We start from the raw sequence: 20,762 nt of genomic DNA, 5'->3' as shown, positions 1-20,762 counted from the left end.
CCCCGGGCGGCTCGCCGACGCGGGCCGGGTGCACCCGGGCGGGCGCGCGCGGGGCCCTGCGGGACGCGGGCGCTCAGGGGTGCGCGGGCACTCCGGTGAGCGCGGTGACCACCGGGTCGACCGCGTGGAATATCTCCTCGCCGCAGTTGCGGAACATGCCGATCGGCGCCCCGTACGGGTCGTCCACCTCGTCGGACTCCGGGGTGGCGGCCAGCAGCCAGCCGCGCAGCGCGGCGGCGGCCCGGACCAGCGCGCGGGCGCGCTCGGTGACGTCCGCGCCGCGGCGCGGGTCCGGCAGGGTGCCCGGGTCTATCGTCCGCACCAGCCTGGTGAACTCCTTCAGCGTGAAGGTCCGCAGCCCCGCCTCGTGGCCCATCGAGATGACCTGGGCGCGGTGGTCCAGGGTCGCGGTGAGCACCAGGTCGGCCTCGACCACGTGCTCGTCCAGCAGCTCCCGGCCGGTGAAGCCGCCGCTGTCGGCGCCGTACTCGTCGAGCACGGTCGCGGCGTGGTCCTCCATCGGCGCGCCCACGTGGCCCCAGGTGCCGGCGCTCTCCACCAGGATCCGCCCCGCCACTCGGGGGCTGAGCCGGGTGTCGAGCTCACGCCGGGTCAGCCGCTCGGCGATCGGCGAACGGCAGATGTTGCCGGTGCACACGTACAGGATCCGGAAGTGGTCCAGCGGCCTGGGTCCCACGCTCAGGTACGGCGCTATGCCCGGACCGGCGTGGAGCGAGGCGGTGGGTGTCAACTTCCGGCCTCCAGGTCGGGAACGACCTCCCTCAGCTGCTCGACGCTGATCGCGCCCGCCCGCAGCAGGACCGGGACCTTGCCCGTGACGTCGACGATGGACGAGGCGGTCGCGTGGTCGGCCTGGCCGCCGTCCAGGTAGACCGAGATGGCGTCGCCGAGCTGCGCCTGCGCCTCGTCGCAGGTGGCCGGGGACGGGCCGCCGGTCTTGTTGGCGCTGGAGACGGCCAGCGGTCCGGTGGTGTTCAGCAGCTCGATGGCGACCGGGTGCAGCGGCATCCGGACGGCGACGGTGCCGCGGGTCTCGCCGAGGTCCCAGCGCAGCGAGGGCTGGTGCTTGGCGACCAGGGTGAGGCCACCGGGCCAGAAGGCGTCGACGAGCTCCCAGGCCTGCTCGGAGAAGTCGGTGACCAGGCCGTGCAGGGTGGTCGGGGAGCCGACCAGGACGGGCGAGGGCATGTTGCGGCCCCGGCCCTTGGCGGCCAGCAGGGCGGCCACGGCCTCCGGCGAGAACGCGTCGGCGCCGACGCCGTACAGGGTGTCGGTGGGCAGCACGACGAGTTCGCCGCGGCGGATCGCGGAGGCGGCCTCCCGCAGACCGGTGGTGCGGTCCCCGGCATCGGCACAGTCGTAGCGGCGGCTCATCGGTGCGGTCCCCTTCCGGAGTGGCTCATGACGTTCACGGCGCGGCCCTGCGCGCGGCGGGTCACGACGACGCCCTTCGGGCTGTCGTGCTGTGCTCGCCGATTCACAACGACACCCTTCGGGCGGTCGTACTGTGCTCGATCGTTCACAACGACACCCTTCGGGCGGTCGTGAAGCGCGGCCGGTTGTTCAGGTCGCGGTGGTCGGCGGTGTCCGTCCAGCCGCGTTCCTCGTTGAAGATCCACGGCACCTGGCCGCCCTGCTGGTCGGCGTGCTCGATCACCACCGCGCCGCCCGGGCGCAGCAGCCGGGCGGCCACCCGCTCGATGCCGCGGATGGTGTCCAGGCCGTCCTCGCCCGAGAACAGCGACATCTGCGGGTCGTGGTCGCGGGCCTCGGGGGCGACGTACTCCCACTCGGTGAGCGGGATGTACGGCGGGTTGGAGATGACCAGGTCGAAGCGGCCGTCCCAGGAGCGGTCGTCGGCGAAGGCCTTGGTGGCGTCGCCGGCGTGCAGGGTGATGCGGGCCCGGTCCGGGCTGGCGTCGATGTTGCGCCGGGTGTACTCCAGCGCGCCCTCGTCGAGCTCGAAGGCGTGCACGGTCGAGCGCGGCAGCTCCTGGGCGAGCGCGAGCGCGATGGCGCCCGAGCCGGAGCACAGGTCGACGACCAGCGGCTCGGCGACGTCCATGTCGCGGACGGCGTCTATGGCCCACTCGACGACGCTCTCGGTCTCCGGCCGGGGCACGAACACCCCGGGGCCGACCTCCAGCTCCAGGTAGCGGAAGAACGCCCGCCCGGTGATGTGCTGGAGCGGCTCGCGCGCCTCGCGGCGGGAGACGGCCTCCCAGTAGCGGGCGTCGAAGTCGGCGTCCTTCACCGTGTGCAGCTGGCTGCGCTTGACGTTGTGGACGTAGGCGGCGAGTTCCTCCGCGTCGAAGCGCGGCGAGGGCACGCCGGCCGCGGCCAACCGCTGGGTGGCCTGAGCCACCTCGGCGAGCAGCAGGTTCATCCGTACGACCTCTTGTTTCTGCGCTCCGGCTGCGGGGTTGTCCGGCGCTGGCGCGCCGGTCTCAGTTCTGTTGGGCCGCGGCGAGCTTGGCCGCCGCGTCCGCGTCGACGCAGGACTGGATCACCGCGGTCAGCTCGCCGTCCAGGACCTGGTCCAGGTTGTACGACTTGAAGCCCGTGCGGTGGTCCGAGATGCGGTTCTCGGGGTAGTTGTACGTGCGGATCCGCTCGGAGCGGTCCACCGTGCGGACCTGGCTGCGGCGCGCGTCCGAGGCCTCCCGCTCGGCCTCCTCCTGCGCGGCGGCGAGCAGGCGCGAACGCAGGATGCGCATCGCCTGCTCCTTGTTCTGCAGCTGGCTCTTCTCGTTCTGGCAGGACGCCACGATACCGGTCGGCAGGTGGGTGATCCGGACCGCGGAGTCGGTGGTGTTGACCGACTGGCCGCCGGGGCCGGACGAGCGGTAGACGTCGATCCGCAGGTCGTTGGCGAGGATCTCGACCTCGACCTCCTCCGCCTCGGGGGTGACCAGCACGCCCGCCGCGGAGGTGTGGATGCGGCCCTGCGACTCGGTGGCCGGCACGCGCTGCACGCGGTGCACGCCGCCCTCGTACTTCAGCCGGGCCCAGACGCCCTGGCCGGGCTCGGCGTTGCCCTTGGTCTTGACCGCGACCGAGACGTCCTTGTAGCCGCCGAGGTCCGACTCGTTGGAGTCGATGATCTCGGTCTTCCAGCCGGTCCGCTCGGCGAAGCGCAGGTACATCCGGAGCAGGTCGCCGGCGAACAGCGCGGACTCCTCGCCGCCCTCGCCCGCCTTGATCTCCAGGATGACGTCCTTGTCGTCGCTCGGGTCGCGCGGGACGAGCAGCAGCCGCAGCTCCTCCGTGAGCTCCTCGCGGCGCGCCTCGGAGTCCTTCACCTCGGCGATGAACTCCGGGTCCTCGGCGGCGAGTTCACGCGCCGCCTCGATGTCCTCGCCGGCCTGCCGCCACTCCCGGTAGACCCGGGTGATCGGGGTCAGCTCGGCGTACCGCTTGGCCAGCTTGCGGGCGTTGGCCTGGTCGGCGTGGACGGACGGGTCGGCCAGCCTCTTCTCGAGGTCGGCGTGCTCGACGAGGAGCTCTTCGACTGCCTCGAACATGGGGGTGGCCTTCTTCCCGGGGATCGGATGGGGTGGTGGGACGCGAACGGCGCCGGTCCCCAGCGCCCCCGGAACGAGTACGGGGGCACCGGGAACCGGCGCCGAGGGAGCGCTAGGCCTTCGCGCTGTGCTGCTTGCCGAAGCGGGCCTCGAAGCGGGCCACGCGGCCACCGGTGTCGAGGATCTTCTGCTTGCCGGTGTAGAACGGGTGGCACTGCGAGCAGACCTCGGCGCGGATCTCGCCGCTGGTCTCGGTCGAGCGGGTCGTGAACTCGGCGCCGCAGGTGCAGGTCACACGGGTGACCACGTACTCGGGGTGAACGTTGGACTTCAAGGGGTTCTCCTAGGTATCGGGAGGGCACCGGGTCGGCGGCTGGAATGCCGCACGTGAACCGGGACCGACGGTCCAGTCTGCCAGGACGGGCCGCATCTTCCCAAACCGGGTCGTGTCCCGGGTTATTCCGGACGCCCTCAGCGCCGCGCCGCGGCCGCCGGGGAGGCCGTCGGAGCCGCCTGGGCGGGGTTCTCGGGCTGGGCCGCGACGACCGCCTGCGGGATCGGCTGGTCGGCCTTGAGCGCCGCCCAGACCTGGTTCGCCTGGGGCTGCTGCTCGACGACGCGGTTGGGGTCGCTGGGGGCGGCGACCACCGGCAGGGTCACCATGCTCAGCTGGTCCGGGCCGATGCCCTTGAGCTCCTGGGCGAGGCCCACCAGCGCGTTCACCGACCCGAGCGCCGAGTCGGTGGTGATGCTCTTCGTGACGGTGTCGCCGATCGACCACAGCTTGACCGGGTCGGTGAGCAGGCCCGCCCCGCCGGTCTGCCGGAGCAGCGACTTCACCATCTGCTTCTGCAGCTCGATCCGGCCGAGGTCGCTGCCGTCGCCGACGCCGTGCCGGGTGCGGACGAAGGCGAGCGCCTGCCGGCCGTCGAGGTGGTGCTCGCCGGCCGGGAGGTCGAGCCCGCTGTCCTTGTCGTGGATGGCCACCGTGGTGGTCACGGTGGCCCCGCCTATCGCGTCCACGACCCGGGCGAACCCGGCGAAGTCGACCTGCACGTAGTGGTCCATCCGCAGCCCGGTCAGCTGCTCGGTGGTCTTGACCGCGCAGGCGGCGCCGCCGGCCTCGAAGGCGCTGTTGTACATGGCGCGCTTGAGGGCCGGCACGGGCTTGCCGCTCGCGTCGGTGCAGTCGGGGCGGTCGACGAGGGTGTCGCGCGGGATCGAGACGACCTCGGCGCGCGAGTGGTCCTGGCTGACGTGCACGACCATCGCGGTGTCGGAGCGCGCGGTGTCACCGGTGTCCCCGCCCGCCAGGCCGCCGTTCGCGCCGGCCCGCGAGTCGGAGCCCAGCACGAGGATGTTGAACGAGCCGTCGGTGGCGGCCGGCGGCCGGGCGTCGCCCAGCCGGGCGTTGATGTCGACGCTCTTGATGTTGCCGTCGAGCGTGAAGTAGGCCCACGCGGCGGCCCCGGCGCCGAGGACGGCGATCGCGGCGGACGCGCAGGCGACCACCCGCAGGACTCTGCGGCGGTTGCTCGGGACGCTCTTGTGCTCGGCCATACGCTCCAGGGTAAATCGGACAAGAGTCACCAATGTGGTCGAGATGTACCGACTCTGGAACAACCGGCCCGGATCCCGGGCCGGAGCCGGGCCCGGGAACGCCGGAACCCCGGACCGCTCGCGCGATCCGGGGTTCCGTGACGGCCGAGCCGTGCGACTGCGGTCAGTCGCCGGACCCGGGGGTCGTCTTGGCGATCTGCATCAGGAACTCGGCGTTGCTCTTGGTCTGCTTCATCTTGTCCAGCAGGAGCTCGATCGCCTGCTGCGAGTCGAGCGCGTGCAGCACCCGGCGCAGCTTCCAGACGATGGCCAACTCCTCGCTGCCGAGCAGGATCTCCTCCTTGCGGGTGCTGGAGGCGTCCACGTCGACGGCCGGGAAGATGCGCTTGTCCGAGAGCTTGCGGTCGAGCTTGAGCTCCATGTTGCCGGTGCCCTTGAACTCCTCGAAGATCACCTCGTCCATGCGCGAGCCGGTCTCGACCAGCGCGGTGGCCAGGATGGTCAGCGAGCCGCCGTTCTCGATGTTGCGCGCGGCACCGAAGAACTTCTTCGGCGGGTACAGCGCGGTCGAGTCGACACCACCGGACAGGATGCGGCCGGAGGCCGGCGCCGCCAGGTTGTAGGCGCGGCCGAGGCGGGTGATCGAGTCCAGCAGGATCACCACGTCGTGGCCGAGCTCCACCAGTCGCTTGGCGCGCTCGATCGCGAGCTCGGCGACGGTGGTGTGGTCCTCCGCCGGGCGGTCGAAGGTCGAGGAGATGACCTCGCCCTTCACCGACCGCTGCATGTCGGTGACCTCTTCCGGACGCTCGTCGACCAGGACGACCATCAGGTGGCACTCGGGGTTGTTGTGGGTGATCGCGTTGGCGACCGCCTGCAGCACCATCGTCTTGCCGGTCTTCGGCGGCGCGACGATCAGACCGCGCTGGCCCTTGCCGATCGGCGACACGAGGTCGATGATCCGGGTGGTCAGCACGCCCGGGTCGGTCTCCAGGCGCAGCCGCTCCTGCGGGTACAGCGGGGTGAGCTTGTTGAACTCGGGACGGCCGCGGCCGCTCTCCGGGTCCATGCCGTTGACGGAGTCCAGGCGCACCATGGCGTTGAACTTCTCGCGGCGCTCGCCCTCGCGCGGCTGGCGCACGGCGCCGGTGATGGCGTCGCCCTTGCGCAGGCCGTTCTTGCGGACCTGCGCCAGCGAGACGTAGACGTCGTTCTGGCCCGGCAGGTAGCCGGAGGTGCGCACGAACGCGTAGTTGTCGAGGATGTCCAGGATGCCCGCGACCGGGATCAGGACGTCGTCCTCGCCGATCTGCGGCTCGGGGGCGCCGGTCTCGAAGCCCTCGCGGCGGCTGCCGCGGCCACGGCGGTCGCGGTAGCGGCCGCGACGGCCGCGACGGCCGTCGCCGAACTCGTCGTCGTCGTAGCCGCCCTGCTGCGCCTGCGGCTGCTGCTGGGTCTGCTGCTGGCCGCCCTGGCGGGCCTGGCCGTCGCCCTGGGCGCCCTGCTGCTGGCCGCCGCCCTGCTGGCCCTGGCGGTCGGCGCGCTCACGGCGGTTGCGGCGGTCGCGGCGCGACTCGCGGCTCTCGCCGTCCTGGCCGGCCTGGACCTCGCCGCCCTCCTGGCGGTCGGTGCGCTCGCCGGTGTCGCGGCGGTCGCGGCGCTCGCGGCGGTCGCGGCGGGACTCGGTGCGGCCCTCCTCGCGGCCCTCGAAGGCGCGGGTCTCGGCCGGGCGGGCCTCGGTCTGCTTCGGCTCGGCCACGACGACGGCGGCCGGCTCGGCGGCGGCGGCGGTCTCGGCGACCGGGGCGCCGGCGGCCGAGGTGGCGCGGCGGCGGGTGCGCTCGGCGCGGGCGGGCGCGGCGGTCTCGGCGGCGGCCTGGACCGGGATCTCGATCTGGGCCTGCGGCTCGTCGGCCGGGGCGGCGGCGGCCGCGGCGGCCTTGGTGCGGCGGGCCGGCTTCTCGGCCGGGGCCTCGGCGTCCGCCTTGGCGGCGGTGCGCTTGGCGGCCGGGGCGCCACCACCGGCGGCGAGCAGCGGGTCGCCGCCGCTCTTCTCCTTGATGGTCTCGATCAGCTGGCTCTTGCGCATGCGTCCGGTACCGGTGATGCCCAGGTCCGCGGCGAGCTTCTGCAGCTCGGCCAGGACCATCCCGTCCAGGCCCGCGGCGGCCGAACGGCGGCGCCGGGCCGGGGCAGCGGGGGCGGCGGCGTCCGACGCGTCGGCGTCCGGGCGCGCGCCCATCAGATCGGTGGTGTCGCTCACTAAGGGTCCTTCCCTGGAGCGGACGTCGGCCTGTCTGGCTCGGCGACCGGTTGTGCTGTCCTGACCAACGCTCGACTGCGTCGGTCCGAGGCGGGGATCCCTCGAATGGCGGAAGCCCGTCGAGGGAGAGCTGCGAGGTGCGGTGCACGAAGCACGGTGGTGCGAGTGGCGCGGTGGGCCGGCCGTGTGCCGACCTCCCCGAAGGGCGTACCCCCACGCTGCCTGCGAATCCCGGGCCCCCGTCGCGTGACGGTGGCCCGCGCTCCGCCCGTCCTGGCCTCAAGGTGGGAGGCCGCGGGTGGGAGTCAGGTGCCGTCACGGCTTCGGGATGCGGCCGCAAGTCGCGCAGGCAGGCTGCGTACGCGCTGCGGTGGGCTCCCGGAGAATCGTCGCCCCGAATATCGCCGGGACTCCGCGGCAGCGGAGTGCTGGGATCGGGACGCGGCGCACCGAGCCCCGGAGGGCACCTGGTGCAGCAATGAGGTTAACACTACCGACCCCCTCACACATTCCCCAGCCTTGCGCTTGCCAATCGTGTCCGGACGGCCCGGCTGCGGGCGTGCCGCCGCCGGGCCCGGGCGGACCGCCCGGACGTGCTGCTCAGGCGTCCAGCGGGAGCACCGTGGCGCCGGTGCGGTCGAGCTCCAGGCGGTGCGCGGCGAACGCCGGGTCGCCGCCGTGGCCGTGGTGCCCGGCGAAGGAGAGCACCTTCTCGGCGCCCGCCTCGTCGGTGAGCGCGAGGACGGTCGGGCCGGCCCCGGAGATGACGGCGGGGATGCCCTCCGCGCGCAGGGCGCCCACCAGTCCGGCGCTCTCGGGCATCGCGGAGGCGCGGTAGTCCTGGTGCAGCCGGTCCTCGGTGGCGGCGAGCAGCAGCTCGGGGCGCCGGGTCAGCGCCTCGACCATCAGCGCGGCGCGGCCCGCGTTCACCGCGGCGTCGCCGAGCGGGACGGTCTTGGGCAGCAGGCCGCGGGCGGTCTTGGTGAGCACCTCGGTGGCGGGCACGAAGACGACCGGCACGACCCGCTCGGACGGCTCCAGGACGACCGCCTTGGCCGACTCCTCGTCGGTCCAGGCGACGGTGAAGTTGCCGCGCAGGCAGGCCGCGACGTTGTCGGGGTGGCCCTCCAGCTCGGAGGCGAGGTCCAGCAGCGCGTCGTCGTCCAGCGCGGACGGGCCGCCGATGGTGACGGCGCGGGCGGCCACGAGGCCGGCGCAGATGGCCGCCGACGAGGAGCCGAGGCCCCGGCCGTGCGGTATCCGGTTGGCGCAGACCACTTCGAGGCCGCGCGGCTGGCCGCCGAGGCGGTCGAAGGCGGCGCGCATCGAGCGGACGACGAGGTGGCGCTCGTCGCGGGCCAGCGAGTCGGCGCCCTCGCCGGCGATGTCGACGGACAGGCCGGAGTCGGCGACCCGGACGACGACGTCGTCGTACAGGCCCAGCGCGAGTCCGAAGGCGTCGAAGCCCGGACCGAGGTTGGCGCTGGTCGCGGGGACCCGGACCCGGACGGCGGCGGCACGGAACGCGGGACCGGCCATGCGGTGGACTCTCCTGGGGAATTCGGCGGCGCGGAGCGCCTCGGTGCGGGGGTGGGGAGGCGGGCCGCGGGCCCCGTACCGGGGCGGGCGGTCACAGTCGTCGGTGCGGCCCGCGAGGGGGACGGACCCGGGGCATGTGCCACACGGCCGGACCCAGAGTATCGAAGAGAGGTTCCCCAGTGGTACACCCCGTGGGCCTTCGATCTGGTGTGTTGCCGCTTCTGGCCGGAATGCGCACCCCACCCGGTCAAAGGGCGGGGCGGAATCGGTTCGGAATGCGCAGCGGAATTGACACAAAAGTGTCAGTCGAGAACTTTGACGGGCCGACCCCCGAAAGGGTCGGCCCGTCGCGGTCCGGTGGGGCATCAGGCCTTTTGCCCGATGGGCCCGGTGGGCCCGTTCCGGTGGGCCCGTTCCGGTCGGTCAGTCGAGCAGACCCAGGCGCCGGGCCGCCGCCTCCGGGTCGATCGGGACGATCTGCGGCTGCGGCGCACCGGCCACCGCCCAGTCCGGGTCCTTGAGGCCGTTGCCGGTCACGGTGCAGACGATCCGCTGGCCCGGGTCGACCAGGCCGGCCTCCGCCTTGGCCAGCAGACCGGCCACCGAGGCGGCCGAGGCGGGCTCCACGAAGACGCCCTCCTGCGAGGCCAACAGCCGGTAGGCGGACAGGATCTGACGGTCCGTCACTTTGTCGATGAGGCCGCCCGACTCGTCCCGCGCGGCGAGCGCGAAGTCCCACGAGGCCGGGTTGCCGATCCGGATCGCGGTGGCGATGGTCTGGGGCTTGAGCACCGGCGCGCCGTCCACGATCGGGGCCGAGCCGGAGGCCTGGAAGCCCCACATCCGCGGGGTGCGGGAGGCCAGGCCGTCGGTGGCGTATTCGCGGTAGCCCTTCCAGTACGCGGTGATGTTGCCCGCGTTGCCGACCGGGAGGACGTGGATGTCCGGGGCGTCGCCGAGCATGTCGACGATCTCGAAGGCGGCCGTCTTCTGGCCCTCGATGCGCACCGGGTTCACCGAGTTCACCAGCGCCACCGGGTACTTCTCGGACAGTTCGCGCGCGAGCGTCAGGCAGTCGTCGAAGTTCCCGTCCACCTGGAGGATCCTGGCGCCGTGCACCAGCGCCTGGCCCATCTTGCCCAGCGCGATCTTGCCCTGCGGGACGAGCACCGCCGACACCATCCCGGCCCGCACCGCGTACGCGGCGGCGGAGGCCGAGGTGTTGCCGGTGGAGGCGCAGATGACGGCCTGCGCGCCCTCCTCCTTGGCCTTGGAGATGGCCATCGTCATCCCGCGGTCCTTGAAGGAGCCGGTCGGGTTGGCGCCCTCGACCTTCAGGTAGACCTCGCAGCCCGTGCGCTCGGACAGCACCTGGGCGGGGACCAGCGGCGTGCCGCCTTCGAGCAGGGTGACCACCGGAGTGGCCGCGGTGACCGGCAGGCGGTCGCGGTACTCCTCGATCAGGCCGCGCCACTGGTGGGTGTGCGCGCCTCGGACGACGTTCTCGGCAACGGCGTTCATGGCTAGTTCCTTACTCCCCTTCGACCCGCATGATGCTGGCCACGTCCCGCACGCTGTCCAGCGCGCGGAGCTTGTCGACCGTCGCCGACAGGGCGGCGTCGGTGGCACGGTGGGTGACCACGACGAGCGAGGCGTCGCCGTCACGGCCCTGCTGGCGCACGGTGTCGATGGAGACGCCGTGCTCGGCGAACACGGAGGCCACCTGGGCGAGCACACCGGCGCGGTCGTCCACGTCCAGGCTGACGTGGTAGCGGGTGACGACCTCGTCCATCGGCTTGGCCGGCAGCTGCGTGTACACCGAGTCACCGGGGCCGGTGGCCTCGTTGAGCTTGTTGCGGCACACCGCGACCAGGTCGCCGAGCACCGCCGAGGCGGTCGGCGAGCCGCCGGCGCCCGGGCCGTAGAACATCAGCCGCCCGGCCGCCTCGGCCTCGACGAACACCGCGTTGTACGCCTCGCGGACGGAGGCCAGCGGGTGCGACAGCGGGATCATCGCCGGGTGCACGCGCGCGGTGACGGACTCGCCGTCGGCGGCCCGCTCGCAGATCGCGAGCAGCTTGACGACGCAGCCCATCGCCTTGGCCGAGGCGATGTCGGCCGCGGTCACCTCGGTGATGCCCTCGCGGTAGACGTCCGCCGCGGTCACCTTGGTGTGGAAGGCGATCCCGGCCAGGATCGCGGCCTTCGCGGCGGCGTCGAAGCCCTCGACGTCGGCGGTCGGGTCCGCCTCGGCGTAGCCGAGCGCGGTGGCCTCCTCCAGCGCCTCCGAGTAGCCGGCGCCGGTGGTGTCCATCTTGTCGAGGATGAAGTTGGTGGTGCCGTTGACGATGCCGAGCACCCGGTTCACCTTGTCGCCGGCGAGGGACTCGCGCAGCGGGCGCAGCAGCGGGATCGCCCCCGCCACCGCGGCCTCGTAGTACAGGTCCACCCCGGCCGCCGCGGCGGCCGCGTGCAGCTCGGCACCGTCCTGGGCGAGCAGCGCCTTGTTGGCGCTGACCACCGAGGCGCCCTGCTTGAACGCCGACAGGATGTGGTGTTTGGACGGCTCGATGCCGCCCACGACCTCGATCACCACGTCGATGTCGCCGCGGTTGATCAGGGCCTCGGCGTCGGTGGTCAGCAGGTGCGCGGGCACGCCGGGGCGGTCCCGGCCGGCCCGGCGGACCGCGATGCCGGCGAGCTCGACCGGGGCACCGATGCGCGCGGCGAGGTCGTCGGCCGTCGTCGTCATGATGCGCGCCACCTCGGAGCCCACCACACCACAGCCCAGCAACGCCACCTTCAGCGGGCGCGTACGCATCATCCGACTCCGCTCTGCATTCATCGTGCTTCGGTAATTCCGGCGGTTTTCTCGGGCCGCCGGGAACTTCGGTCCGTACCAGTCTCGGGGACTTTCCGCACGGATCTACGGTCGTTCCATGATCTGAGACAAGAATTTCGTCATCCGATATCCAGACGCAGGAGATCCTCCTCCGTCTCGCGCCGGACGATCACCCGCGCCGCACCGTCCTTGACGGCCACCACGGGGGGCTTCAGGGCGTGGTTGTAGTTGCTCGCCATCGAGCGGCAGTACGCGCCGGTGGCGGGCACCGCGAGCAGGTCGCCCGGGACGAGGTCGGCCGGCAGGAAGGCGTCCCGCACGACGATGTCGCCGGACTCGCAGTGCTTGCCGACCACCCGGACCAGCATCGGCTCGGCGTCGCTGGTGCGCGACACGAGCGCCACCGAGTACTCGGCGTCGTACAGCGCGGTGCGGATGTTGTCGGACATGCCGCCGTCCACGCTGACGTAGGTGCGCAGGCCCTCCAGCGGCTTGACGGTGCCGACCTCGTACAGCGTGAACGCGGTCGGGCCGACGATCGCCCGGCCCGGCTCCACGCTCAGCCGCGGCACGTCCAGCTCGGCCGCCCGGCACTCGCGGCGGACGATGTCGGCCAGCGCGGCGGCGATCTCGGCCGGCTCGCGGGGGTCGTCGTCGCTGGTGTAGGCGATGCCGAGGCCGCCGCCCAGGTCGATCTCGGGCAACTGGACACCGTGCTCGTCGCGGACCTGCCCGAGCAGGCCGACCACCCGGCGGGCGGCCACCTCGAAACCGGCCATGTCGAAGATCTGCGAGCCGATGTGCGAGTGGATGCCGCGCAGCTCCAGGCTCGTCGGGTGGCCGAGCACCCGGCGCACCGCCTCGGCGGCCGCTCCCCCGGTCAGCGACAGGCCGAACTTCTGGTCCTCGTGCGCCGTCGCGATGAACTCGTGGGTGTGCGCCTCGACGCCGACGGTGACCCGGATCAGCACCGGCTGGCGGACGCCGTGCCGGGCGGCGATCGCGGCCAGCCGCTCGATCTCCTCGTAGGAGTCGACGACGACGTGGCCGACGCCCGCCTTCACGGCGTGCTCCAGCTCGTCCACCGACTTGTTGTTGCCGTGCAGCGCGATCCGCTCGGCCGGCATCCCGGCGGCCAGCGCCACGACCAGCTCGCCGACGCTGCACACGTCGAGGTTCAGGCCCTCCTCGTGCAGCCAGCGCACGACCGCCTTGGAGAGGAACGCCTTGCCGGCGTAGTAGACGTCCGCGTCGGCGCCGAAGGCGTCGCGCCAGGCGCGCGCCCGGGTGCGGAAGTCCTCTTCGTCCATGACGTAGGCCGGGGTGCCGAACTCGGCCGCCAGCGTCTTGACGTCGATCCCGGCGACGGTGGCCACGCCCTCGGCGTCGCGGGCCACGGTGCGCGACCAGACCTTGGGGTCGAGCGCGTTCAGGTCGGCCGGCGGGGCCTGGTAGTGGCCCTCGGGCAGCACGTCCCCGTGCCGGGGGCCTGCGGGGTGTGCGGAACGACTCATGTGTCTTTCCCAGTCCTTCGAGACCTATGGCGAGGGGCGGCGACGGTCCCCGTTGACCGTCAGCCGCCCCCGCTGTGCGCTTGGGGGTGGTTCCTACATCCGCTCGGGCGCCGTCACGCCCAGGAGCGTGAGCCCGTTGGCGAGCACCGTACGCGTCGCCTCGACCAGCCAGAGGCGGGCCCGGTGCGTGTCGTTGAGCTCCTCGTCGCCCTTGGGCAGGAACATGCAGTTCTCGTACAGGCGGTGGTACTTGCTCGCGAGCTTCTCCAGGTACACGGCGACCCGGTGCGGCTCGCGCAGCTCGCCGGCCGTGGCCAGCACGCGCGGGAACTCGGCGAGGTGGCCGAGCACGTCGGACTCCCACTCGGTGGCGAGCAGCTCGGGTTTGAACTGCTCGGCCGGGCCCTTGTCCACGCCCAGCTCGGCGGCCTTGCGGGCCACGCCGCACATCCGGGTGTGGGCGTACTGGACGTAGAAGACCGGGTTCTCGTTGGTCTGGCTCGTCAGGAGGTTGATGTCGAGCGTGATCGTGGAGTCCGTCGAGGAGCGCGCCAGCGTGTAGCGGGCGGCGTCCACGCCGATCCACTCGACGACGTCGTCGATCGTGATGATGTTGCCGGCCCGCTTGGACATGCGGACCTCTTCGCCGTCGCGAAGCATCTTCACGAACTGGCCGATCTTCACCTCGATGTTGTGGTTCATGTCGTCGCCCGCGCAGGCCGAGATGGCCTTGAGGCGGTTGACGTACCCGTGGTGGTCGGCGCCCAGCATGTAGAGCGCGACGTCGGTGCCGCGGTCGCGCTTGGACAGGTAGTAGGCGGCGTCGGCGGCGAAGTAGGTGGTGTCGCCGTCGGCCTTGATCAGGACGCGGTCCTTGTCGTCGCCGAAGTCGGTGGTGCGCAGGAAGACCGCGCCGTCCTGGTCGAAGACGTGGCCCTGCTCGCGCAGCCGGGTGATGGCCTTCTCGACGGCGCCGGAGTCGTGCAGCGACTTCTCCGAGAACCAGACGTCGAAGTGGGTGCCGAACTCGTCCATCGAGCGCTTGATCTCGGCGACCATGAGCTTGAGGCCCTCGGTGCGGAAGACCTGCAGCTGCTCGGCCTCGGGCAGGTCGAGCAGGCCCGGGACGGCGTCGGTGATCGCCTTGGCGATGTCGACGATGTACTCGCCGACGTACCCGCCCTCGGGCACCTCGCGGCCGTTCGCGGCGGCCTGCAGCGAGGCGGCGAACTTGGTGATCTGCACGCCGGCGTCGTTGAGGTAGTACTCGGTGGTGACGTCGGCGCCGGAGGCCCGCAGGACGCGGGCGAGCGAGTCGCCGACGGCCGCCCAGCGGACGCCGCCGATGTGGATCGGGCCGGTCGGGTTGGCGGAGACGAACTCCAGGTTGATCTTCAGGCCCTTGAGGGCCTCGTTGCGCCCGTAGGCCTCGCCGGCCTCGACGACGGTGCGGGCGAGCGCACCGGCGGTGGCGGTGTCCAGGGTGATGTTCAGGAAGCCCGGACCGGCGATGTCGACCTTGGTGACGCCGGTGATCCCTCGCAGGCGGTCGGCCAGCGCCTCGGCGACGGCTCGCGGCGGCTTGCCGGCCGCCTTGGCGAGCTGGAGGGCCACGTTGGTCGCGTAGTCGCCGTGGTCCCTGTTCTTGGGCCGCTCGACCGTCACGTGCTCGGGCACGGCGACGGCCAGCTCGCCCGCCTCGACGGCGGCGCTCACTGCGGCCTGGATTGCCTGGGAAAGCTCTGCGGGGGTCACGACGCCAAGCGTAGGCGAGACGGGGTGCCCGCCCGCCACTCGGTTTGCCGGTTGAGACGCCCGTGCGGCGCCCCGGCGGCGGTGTCAGCCTCGATCGGTGCGCTCTGTTCGCTCAGGGCGAAACCCGCCGGGCCGCCCGCCCAGGGTCATCAGGCGGCGCACCAGCGCCACCAGGTCCGCCGGGTCGAAGGGCTTGCCGAGGTAGCCGTCCACCCCCACCGCCTCCCCCAGATCCAGGTCCGCCGGGGTGCAGGCGCTCACGATCGCGATCGGCAGCCCGCTGGTGCCGGGCGCCGCGCGCAGCCGGGCCGCCGTCCGCAGGCCGTCCAGACGCGGCATCACCACGTCCAGCGTCACCACGTCCGGCCGCACCCGGCGGACCACCTCCAGGCACTCGGCACCGTCGGCGGCGGTCACCACCTCGAAGCCCTCGAGTTCGAGGTTGACCCTGATCAGCTGGCGGATCACCTCGCTGTCGTCCACCACGAGGACCCGCCCGGACTCTCCCGACACCTCACCGAGGGTATCGGCGGGGCCGCCGCCCCGTCCGGCCTTTCCCGACTTCCGCCCGGCGGGCGCCCGGCCGGCCCGGTGCGAAACCCGTGCACGGACCACGGCCGGAGCCTGGTAGTGTTCTCCACGTCGGAGCGCAGGCCCCGACGGCAAGAGCAGGCCCCCGTAGCTCAGGGGATAGAGCACCGCCCTCCGGAGGCGGGTGCGTAGGTTCGAATCCTACCGGGGGCACTTGCAACCGAAGCCCAGATCAGTGGAGTTGTTCCACGGATCTGGGCCTTCGTCGTTTTCCGGACCACGCCGGCGGAGACGCCGCCCGGCCGCGGGGTGGGCGGCCGGGCGGCGGGCTTCAGGAGGCGGAGGCGGCGGCCTCGGCCTGGGAGTAGAGCGTCGCGATCGTGTGGTCGAAGTAGGCGCTGTAGGACACGTCGTCGGTGTCCCCGCCCTGCTGGTAGCCGCCGATGGCGCCGACGACGTCCCCGGTCGCGGTGTCGATCCACGGACCGCCGCTGGTGCCGGCCGGGTAGCTCGGGCAGTCGATGACACGCTGGTAGGTGCTCTGCTTGTCGCTGGCGTTGGTGCACAGGCTCGGGGACTCGGAGTCGGCCGGGTAGCCGTAGAGGCGGACGGTCGCGCCGAACGACTCGTCGGTGCCCAGGCGGTTGGCGCCGACCACGTCCTCGACCTTGCGGCCGTTGCTGGGGGCCGTCTCCAGGATCGCGAAGTCCTCGTCCACGTCGCCCTTCTGGGACCAGTCGGTGGTGGTGTGGATCGCGGTCACCTGCCACGTGCCGTACGGGGCCGTGCCGTTGCGGTAGCCCGGCACGAACACCACGCCGTCGGTGCTGGTGAGGCAGTGCGCGGCGGTGAGCAGGAGGTTGCCGGTGGCGCTGTGCACCACGCTGGCGGTGCAGAAGTGGTTGCCGGCCGCGACGGAGCCGCTGAACAGCGCGCCGACGGTGGACGATTCGGAGGTCGCCGGGGCGGCCGCGGTGGTGCCGAGGTTCACCGTGCGGGTGCCGGGGGCCTTGGTGGCGGTGGCCGTCGGAGTCGGAGTGGGCGTGGGTGTGGGCGTCGGGGTGTCGGCGGTCGGCGTCGGGGTGCTCGACGGCGTGGGCTCGGCGAGCGGTGACGTCGACGCAGGGGCCGCGGGGGCCGCGGAGGTCGTGGGAGCCGCGGTGGCGGAGGGCGACGCGGGTGCCGTCGCCGCCGGGGAGGTGCGGGTGGGACTGCTCGCGGCCGTCGCCTCGGACGGGCTCAGCGAGTGCATGCCGGTCACGACGGCGGCCACCGTGAGCGCCGAGAGCGCGGTGAACAGGGTCGGAGCCAGGAATCTGCGTCGCGGGGTCGTGCGGCGGCTGTGCTGGCCCATGCGAGTCTCTCCTGCCCGGGAGGCGGCGTTGTCCGGTCACTGACTATGACGCCTCCGGCTGGAAAAGTTGTTACCCGAGACTTGAAGCTCCATGAGAAAAGCCGTCACCCGGCGGCAGTTGACTCCGGCCCCGCCGCACCGCCGAAGGCTTCCGGGCAGCACGGCGGCGCCTCCCCGGTCCCTGGACGGTGGCCAGGGGTCGAGGAGGCGCCGGAGGTTGACTGCGAGACCTTGCGGAAACCTTCAGGTGGCGCGCTGGCGCTCCGCCGGGGCGGTCGCACCCGCCTTGGCACTGGGCTGCCCGTCCACGACGGCAACGGCCCCGGCGGCGTCGGCGCCACCCGGGACGCCCGTGGCCTCGCCGGGGGCCGGGCGGTGGTCGATCATCAGGAACGCGATCACCGCCGCCAGCAGCAGCACGCCCATCGCCACCCAGGTCGCGATGACGTAGCCGTGCACCGCGCCCTGCGCCTGGACCAGCGGCGTCCGCACGAGCCGGGTGGACAGGTACGTCGCCGTGGCACTGGCCGCGACCGTGTTCAGCAGCGCCGTACCGAACGAACCACCCACCTGCTGGGCCGAGTTGATGGTGGCCGAAGCGGCGCCGGCCTCGTTCGGGGCGACCCCGAGGGTGGCCAGGCTCATCGACGGCATGAACACCAGGCCCATGCCGAAGCCGAGCAGCAGCACCGCCGGGAGCACCATGGCGGCCCACGGACTGTCCACCTTCATCTGGGTCAGCCAGGCCATGCCGGCCGCCGCGAGCAGCAACCCGGGGCCGATCAGCAGCCGGGACGGCACCCGGGTCATCAGCCGGGCCGCGATGCCGGTCGAGCTCAGCACGATCGCGCCCGTCATCGGCAGGAAGGAGACGCCCGTGACCACCGGCGAGAAGTGCTTGATGACCTGCAGGTAGTAGGTCAGGAACAGGAACAGGCCGAACATGCCGACCATCGCCAGCCCCACCGAGAGCGCGCCGCCGCCGCGGTTGCGGTCCGCGACGATGTGCATCGGCAGCAGCGCGTGCGCGGTGCGCCGCTCGACCAGGACGAACGCCGCGATCAGCGCCGCGCCGAGGACCAGCGAGCCGATCACCAGTGCGTCGCCCCAGCTGCGGGTGACGGCCTCGGAGGTGCCGAAGACGATGGCGAGCAGACCGGTGCAGCCGAGCACCGCGCCCGGCAGGTCCAGCCTGACCCGCCGCCCCTTGGCGATGTGGTCGCGGTCCAGGACGTAGAAGGCCGCGAAGGCGGTGGCGACGGCGATCGGGGTGTTGACGAACAGGCACCAGCGCCAGTTCAGGTACTCGGTCAGCAGGCCGCCGGCGATGAAGCCGATCGCGGCGCCGCTGCCGGCGATCGCGCCGAAGATCCCGAAGGCCGTACTGCGTTCCTTCGGGTTGGTGAACGTGGTCGAGAGCAGCCCCAGCGCGGACGGGGCGAGCAGGGCGCCGAACGCGCCCTGCAGGGCACGGGCGCCGAAGAGCATGGCCGGACCGGTCGCGCCGCCGCCGACGGCGGAGGCGAGCGCGAAGCCCAGCAGGCCGATGGTGAAGACGCGCTTGCGGCCGAAGAGGTCGCCCAGCCGTCCGCCGAGCAGCAGCAGTCCGCCGAAGGCGAGCGTGTAGGCGGTGATCACCCACTGCCGGTCGGCGTCCGAGATCCCGAGGTCCCGCTGGGCGGAGGGCAGCGCGATGTTCACGATGGTGATGTCGAGGACGATCATGAGCTGGGCGATGGCGATGACCGCCAATGCCCACCAGCGGCGGCTGTCCGCGGCGTCATGACCGGTGGCGGTTTGCGCAGACACTGGTCGAGCCTTCCGGAGTGCTTACGGAGAGGTCACGCAGTCGCCTTCCAGCCAAACGCGCATGCGGACGAATGGCAAGGAAAAACCTCACCAAATCGACCCATATCGGACCAATGGAATAAGAGGTGCGGGACGAAAGGACCAGGCCGTACGACCGGGGTCCTGCGACCGTCGACCTACGTCCGGGCCCCGGCGGACCGGGGCCCGGACGGCCCGGCCGCTACAGCGCCGACAGCTCCTCGACCAGGTCGTCCAGGCCGAGCGAACCCTGCGACAGCGCCGCCATGTGCCAGGCCTTGAGGTCGAACTCCTCGCCGCGCGCCTCGTGCGCCGCCTTCGCCGCCGCGCGGCCGCGCAGCCAGGCGCGCTCGCCCAGCTTGTAGCCGATCGCCTGGCCGGGCATGCCCAGGTAGCGGACCAGCTCGCTGTCCAGGAAGTCCGCGGACAGGCCGCAGTAGCGGCCGAAGAACTCGCGGGCGGCCTCCGGGCTCACCGGCTCGCCCGGCCGGTACGGGGACTCGGCGGGGAAGTCGAAGCCGGCGTGCATGCCGATGTCGACGATGACCCGCAGCGCCCGCATCATCTGCGCGTTGAGGTAGCCCAGGCGGTGGCCCGGGTCGGTCAGGTAGCCGAGCTCGTCCATCAGGCGCTCGGCGTACAGCGCCCAGCCCTCCAGGTTGGCGCTCACGCCGCCGAGGCTGACCTGGTAGGTGGAGAGCCGGTCGGCGACGTAGTTCCACTGCGCGAGCTGCAGGTGGTGGCCGGGGACGCCCTCGTGGTACCAGGTCGACACCAGGTCCCACACCGGGAAGCGCTCGCGGCCGAGCAGCGGCAGCCAGGTCCGTCCGGGGCGGGTGAAGTCCAGCGAGGGGGCGGTGTAGTACGGCGCGGCGGCGCTGCCGGGCGGGGCGATCATCGACTCGACCCGGGTGACCGGCTCGGCCAGGTCGAAGTGGGTGCCCTGGAGGTCGCGGATCGCCTGGTCCATCAGGCCCTGGAGGTACTCACGGGCGGCCTCGGCGCCAGCGAGGCCCTCGCCGTCCGTCTCCAGCCACTTCATCGCCTCCATCGGGCCGGCGCCCGGGCGGACCTTCTCGGCCTCGCTCTCCATCTGGGCGAGCAGGTGGTGGAACTCGCCCCAGGCCCAGGCGTAGGCCTCGTCGAGGTCCAGGTCGGAGCCGGTCCAGAAGCGGACCCAGCGGCCGTAGCGCTCGCGGCCCGCGGTGTCCGGGGTGCCGGCGGCGGCCGGGCCGTAGACGTCGCGCAGCCAGTCGCGCAGTTCGGCCAGCGCGCCCGCGGCGGCGACGGCGTGCGCCGACAGCTCCTCGCGCAGGGCCTCCGGCGCCTGCGCGACGAACTGCCCGAACCAGCCCCCCCGTCGCCCGCCACCGCCCTCGTCCGAGCCGCTACGCGGCGCCTCTCCCGCCGGCACGTCGCCATCGGCCAGCCACTCGCCGAACTGCCCGACCACGGTGGCGACCTGGCGGGGGCCGGAGAGCAGACCGCGCTCGATGCCGCCCTCCAGCGTCTCCCGGTACTGCGCCAGCGCCACCGGCACCCGGGCCAGGCGGCGGCCGACGACCGCCCACTGCTCCTCGGTCTCGGTGGCCATCAGGGTGAAGACGTCACGCGTGTTGTGCACCGGCGAGCCCAGGTTGCGGACCGCCCGGTAGCCCTCCCCCGCGTCGTGGACGGCGAGTTCGGCGGTCAGCCGCTCGCGCAGCAGCCGGGCGCAGCGGCGCTCGGCCTCGTCCTCGGCGGCGCCGGCCCGCTCGGCCTCGGCCAGCCGGTCCAGGGTGCGGCGGGCGAGGTCGGCGACCGCCTCCGCGCCGGCCGGGGACAGGTCGGGGAGCCGGTCGTCCTCGGGGTTCAGCCCCAGGTAGACCGCGGTCAGCGGGTCGAGCTCGGCGAGGTCGCGGACGTAGCCATCGGCGATGCGGCGCGGGGTGGGGCCGTCGGAGGTGATCAGTTCTTCAACCATTCGGACATCATTTCGCGGCACGGGCCGAATGCAACCCCCTTGCCCCCCGGTACGGGTGGCCCACGGGAG

Annotated in this window: 16 protein-coding genes and 1 tRNA gene; 1 reads left to right on the top strand and 16 read right to left on the bottom strand. The window is 72.6% G+C overall.

Going from position 1 to position 20,762, the window contains the following annotated elements; genetic code table 11:
* Window positions 1–73: 73 nt before the first annotated feature.
* The 13 genes from ACFXDE_RS23620 to ACFXDE_RS23560 all read right to left on the bottom strand — a co-directional run bounded on the left by ACFXDE_RS23620 (window position 74) and on the right by ACFXDE_RS23560 (window position 15,531).
* Window positions 74–715 carry a protein-tyrosine-phosphatase gene (locus ACFXDE_RS23620; protein ID WP_359971718.1) on the bottom strand — a complete coding sequence of 214 codons (642 nt, stop codon included), beginning with the start codon at window positions 713–715 and terminating at the stop codon, window positions 74–76.
* A 32-nt stretch (window positions 716–747) separates the two neighbouring features.
* Window positions 748–1,395 carry an L-threonylcarbamoyladenylate synthase gene (locus tag ACFXDE_RS23615; protein WP_380496770.1) on the bottom strand — a complete coding sequence of 216 codons (648 nt, stop codon included), beginning with the start codon at window positions 1,393–1,395 and terminating at the stop codon, window positions 748–750.
* Window positions 1,396–1,540: 145 nt separating this feature from the next.
* Window positions 1,541–2,407 (bottom strand): peptide chain release factor N(5)-glutamine methyltransferase, encoded by an 867-nt coding sequence (prmC, locus tag ACFXDE_RS23610; RefSeq protein WP_380440104.1) that lies wholly within the window; start codon window positions 2,405–2,407, stop codon window positions 1,541–1,543.
* A 61-nt stretch (window positions 2,408–2,468) separates the two neighbouring features.
* Entirely contained in the window at window positions 2,469–3,545 is a 1,077-nt protein-coding gene (prfA, locus tag ACFXDE_RS23605; RefSeq protein ID WP_380496769.1) for a peptide chain release factor 1, read from the bottom strand.
* 112 nt (window positions 3,546–3,657) lie between these two features.
* Window positions 3,658–3,879: a 50S ribosomal protein L31 gene (rpmE, locus tag ACFXDE_RS23600; RefSeq protein WP_030235761.1), complete on the bottom strand. Its 222-nt coding sequence runs from the start codon at window positions 3,877–3,879 to the stop codon at window positions 3,658–3,660.
* A gap of 137 nt (window positions 3,880–4,016) precedes the next feature.
* On the bottom strand, window positions 4,017–5,105 hold the full coding sequence (locus ACFXDE_RS23595) for an LCP family protein (protein WP_380440100.1): 1,089 nt from the start codon (window positions 5,103–5,105) through the stop codon (window positions 4,017–4,019).
* 163 nt (window positions 5,106–5,268) lie between these two features.
* The gene (rho, locus tag ACFXDE_RS23590; RefSeq protein WP_380496767.1) at window positions 5,269–7,368 is read right to left on the bottom strand and encodes a transcription termination factor Rho; all 2,100 of its coding nucleotides are present in this window, start codon (window positions 7,366–7,368) and stop codon (window positions 5,269–5,271) included.
* A 600-nt stretch (window positions 7,369–7,968) separates the two neighbouring features.
* On the bottom strand, window positions 7,969–8,907 hold the full coding sequence (gene thrB, locus ACFXDE_RS23585; protein ID WP_380496766.1) for a homoserine kinase: 939 nt from the start codon (window positions 8,905–8,907) through the stop codon (window positions 7,969–7,971).
* Window positions 8,908–9,330: 423 nt separating this feature from the next.
* Window positions 9,331–10,428 (bottom strand): threonine synthase, encoded by a 1,098-nt coding sequence (gene thrC, locus ACFXDE_RS23580; RefSeq protein ID WP_380440098.1) that lies wholly within the window; start codon window positions 10,426–10,428, stop codon window positions 9,331–9,333.
* 10 nt (window positions 10,429–10,438) lie between these two features.
* On the bottom strand, window positions 10,439–11,731 hold the full coding sequence (locus tag ACFXDE_RS23575; RefSeq protein ID WP_380440096.1) for a homoserine dehydrogenase: 1,293 nt from the start codon (window positions 11,729–11,731) through the stop codon (window positions 10,439–10,441).
* Window positions 11,732–11,868: 137 nt separating this feature from the next.
* Complete coding sequence (gene lysA, locus ACFXDE_RS23570) at window positions 11,869–13,263, bottom strand: diaminopimelate decarboxylase (protein ID WP_380496765.1); 1,395 nt, start codon at window positions 13,261–13,263, stop codon at window positions 11,869–11,871.
* 93 nt (window positions 13,264–13,356) lie between these two features.
* A complete protein-coding gene (gene argS / locus ACFXDE_RS23565; RefSeq protein WP_380496764.1) occupies window positions 13,357–15,018 on the bottom strand; it encodes an arginine--tRNA ligase in 1,662 nt (553 codons plus the stop codon).
* 84 nt (window positions 15,019–15,102) lie between these two features.
* On the bottom strand, window positions 15,103–15,531 hold the full coding sequence (locus ACFXDE_RS23560; protein ID WP_380496763.1) for a response regulator: 429 nt from the start codon (window positions 15,529–15,531) through the stop codon (window positions 15,103–15,105).
* A gap of 159 nt (window positions 15,532–15,690) precedes the next feature.
* Here ACFXDE_RS23560 and ACFXDE_RS23555 point away from each other — a divergent pair.
* A tRNA-Arg gene (locus ACFXDE_RS23555) sits at window positions 15,691–15,762 on the top strand.
* A 118-nt stretch (window positions 15,763–15,880) separates the two neighbouring features.
* Here the strand turns inward: ACFXDE_RS23555 and ACFXDE_RS23550 are convergent.
* The 3 genes from ACFXDE_RS23550 to ACFXDE_RS23540 form a co-directional block, all read right to left on the bottom strand.
* Window positions 15,881–16,903 (bottom strand): trypsin-like serine peptidase, encoded by a 1,023-nt coding sequence (locus ACFXDE_RS23550; RefSeq protein ID WP_380496762.1) that lies wholly within the window; start codon window positions 16,901–16,903, stop codon window positions 15,881–15,883.
* A 243-nt stretch (window positions 16,904–17,146) separates the two neighbouring features.
* Entirely contained in the window at window positions 17,147–18,712 is a 1,566-nt protein-coding gene (locus ACFXDE_RS23545) for an MFS transporter (RefSeq protein ID WP_380496761.1), read from the bottom strand.
* Between the two features lie 220 nt (window positions 18,713–18,932).
* Entirely contained in the window at window positions 18,933–20,693 is a 1,761-nt protein-coding gene (locus ACFXDE_RS23540) for a DUF885 domain-containing protein (protein WP_380440086.1), read from the bottom strand.
* Window positions 20,694–20,762 lie beyond the last annotated feature (69 nt).

Source organism: Kitasatospora sp. NPDC059408 (assembly GCF_042751525.1).
Classification (GTDB): Bacteria; Actinomycetota; Actinomycetes; order Streptomycetales; family Streptomycetaceae; genus Kitasatospora.
The sequence above is the reverse complement of the archived record's forward strand: the minus strand, read 5'-3'. Positions and strand labels throughout refer to the sequence as shown.